Here is a 2,803-nt window from a genome sequence, read left to right as displayed (position 1 = left end):
GGGGACGGGGGATCGAACAGTTTAGGCGGTCGCCGGTCCCCGTCACGCCGCCGGATTGTCGCCCCGCACGCCCGTCAGGCCGCGACCGGGGCGAGGTTCATGCCGTCGAGGATCTGCTCCGTGGCCGCGGCTTTATTCAGGACGTAGAAGTGCATGCCGGGGACGCCCTCGTCCATCAGCTCGCGGCATTGCTTCACCGCCCAGTCCACGCCGACTTCGAACTGCCCGGCTTTGTCGTCCTTGACCGCTTCCAGGGCGGACGCGAACTCTTTGGGGAAAGAGGACCCGCACATGGCCGTGATGCGTTTGATGCGACCGAAGTCCGTCACCGGCATCACCCCGGGGATGATGGGCACGTCGATCCCGGCGGTCACGCAGGCGTCGCGGAACCGCAGGAAGTGGTCGTTCGTGAAGAACAGTTGGGTGAAGACGGCGTCGGCGCCGGCGTCGACCTTAAGTTTAAGATTGGCGAGGTCGGTGGCGGGGTCGGGGCACTCCGGGTGTTTCTCCGGATAGCCGGCGACGCCGATGCCGAACTGCGGGAACTGCTCGCGGAGGAAGGCGACCAACTCGTTGGCGTACCGCAGGCCGCCGGCGGCGGGCTGCCAGGGGTCTTCGTCCGGGCCGCCCTCGGGCAGATCGCCGCGAAGGGCCATGACGTTCGAGACCCCCGCGTCCCGCGCTTCGGCGAGCCATTCGGCCATATCGCCGGTCCCGGCGCCGACGCAGGTGAAGTGGGCGGTGACGTTCTGGCCGAAGTCGTTCTTCAGTTCCCGGCACCAATCGAGGGTGCGGTCACGAGTGCTGCCGCCGGCGCCGTAGGTGCAGCTGACGAACGCGGGGTCGTACTCCGCCAACCGGGCCAACTCGACGCGCAGCGCCTCGTCGCCGGCCGCGGTCTTGGGGGGGAACATCTCGAACGACAGGCCGAAGCCGTCGGCGTAGGCGTCGGACAGGTGCATGCGGCGGGCGACCGGAGGGGCGACGAAAACAGATCGGGACGAGTCGACAAGACCGCGGGGCGAGCCTCGTCGTTCACCGCGGCGAACGACGTCGGACGCTCCGGATTCGTCCGGCATGGTAAGCGGGACAGACCGAACCCGCCGACCCCCTGAAACAGGTTTGCCCCGGTGGACGGCACATTTTACGCTTTCCATGCGACTGCCGGAACCGGACCGGTGAAGTTCTCGCCGCGATTCCGGTCTGCGCTAAACAGTCGGCGTCTCCGACACGGTCCGCGCTCCCGACCACGGCCCCGCCGACGGCCGGCTTCCTATTCCTTCGTCTCCACGACCTGCACCGCCCATGACCTCCGCCGCCGCGACTGAAGTTCTCCCCTACAAGGTGGCGGACGTCTCCAAAGAGCAGTTCGAACACCTCGCCGCCCTGGGGCGCCGGGAGATCGAACTGGCCGAGGTCGAAATGCCCGGCCTGATGTCGCTCCGCGAAAAGTACGCGGACACCAAGCCGCTGGAAGGCGCCCGCATCGCCGGGTGTCTGCATATGACGATCCAGACCGCGGTCCTGATCGAGACCCTCATCGAACTGGGCGCGGAGATCCGCTGGAGCTCCTGCAACATCTTCAGCACTCAGGACACCGCCGCGATCGCCCTCGCCAAAGAGGGCATCCCCATCTTCGCCTGGGAAGGCGAAAGCGAGGAAGAGTTCAACTGGTGCATCGAGCAGACGGTGTTCTTCCCGTCCAAGGACGGCGGCGAGCCTCAGCCGCTCAACATGATCCTCGACGACGGCGGCGACCTCACCAAGCTGATCCACGACGATTACCCGGAGCTGCTCAAGGGCATCAACGGGCTGACCGAAGAAACCACCACCGGCGTCCACCGCCTGCACCAGATGCACCGGGCCGGCAAGCTCGGCTGCCCGGCGATTAACGTCAACGACTCGGTGACGAAGTCGAAGTTCGACAACCTGTACGGCTGCCGCGAGAGCCTCGCCGACGGCATCAAGCGGGCGACCGACATCATGGTCGCCGGCAAGGTCTGCGTCGTCTGCGGCTTCGGCGACGTCGGCAAGGGGTCCGCGGATGCCCTCAAGGGCCTGGGCGCCCGCGTGATCGTCACCGAGATCGACCCCATCTGCGCCCTGCAGGCGGCGATGGAAGGTTACGAGGTCACCACCCTCGAAGACTGCTGTGCGGAAGCGGACATCTTCGTCACCGCCACCGGCTGCGACGACGTCATCTGCGGCGAGCACATGGACCGGATGAAGCACAACGCGATCATCTGCAACATCGGGCACTTCGACAGCGAGATTCAGGTCGCCTACCTGAACAACCACCCGGACGTGAAGAAGGACCGGATCAAGACCCACAGCGACGAGGGCGGCCCGGTCGATCGCTACACCTACCCGGACGGCACCTCCCGCCTCGTGCTGGCCGAGGGCCGCCTGGTGAACCTCGGTTGCGCCACGGGCCACCCGTCCTTCGTGATGAGCAACAGCTTCACCAACCAAGTCGTCGCCCAGCTCGCCCTGTGGCGGAACCCGTCGGAGTGGGACATCAACGTTCACGTCCTGCCGAAGGAACTGGACGAAGAGGTCGCTCGCCTGCACCTGGAGAAGATCGGCGTGAAGCTCACGAAGCTCACCCCGGAGCAGGCCGAGAACCTCGGCGTGCCGCAGGAAGGCCCCTTCAAGCCGGACTACTACCGCTATTAAGTCGAGCGGCGTCCGCCGATGAGAGTCTCGCGACCCGGACGCTTCACCGCGTTCGGGTCGCGTTCGTTCAAAACAGCTCTTGATGCACGAGCCGCCCGCCGAACCGCAGCCCGTCGTGCCGCCGAGC

2 protein-coding genes are annotated in these 2,803 nt (G+C 66.4%); one reads left to right on the top strand and one right to left on the bottom strand.

Going from position 1 to position 2,803, the window contains the following annotated elements; all coding sequences use genetic code 11:
• Positions 1-74: 74 nt before the first annotated feature.
• A complete protein-coding gene (metF, locus tag LzC2_RS21030) occupies positions 75-962 on the bottom strand; it encodes a methylenetetrahydrofolate reductase [NAD(P)H] (protein WP_171189985.1) in 888 nt (295 codons plus the stop codon).
• A gap of 343 nt (positions 963-1,305) precedes the next feature.
• Between metF and ahcY the strand changes: the two genes are divergently transcribed.
• Positions 1,306-2,676 (top strand): adenosylhomocysteinase, encoded by a 1,371-nt coding sequence (gene ahcY, locus LzC2_RS21025; protein ID WP_171189984.1) that lies wholly within the window; start codon positions 1,306-1,308, stop codon positions 2,674-2,676.
• Positions 2,677-2,803: the final 127 nt, after the last annotated feature.

The organism is Alienimonas chondri, from assembly GCF_013036045.1.
Taxonomy (GTDB): Bacteria; Planctomycetota; Planctomycetia; order Planctomycetales; family Planctomycetaceae; genus Alienimonas; species Alienimonas chondri.
This window is presented reverse-complemented; position numbering and strand designations above follow the sequence as displayed.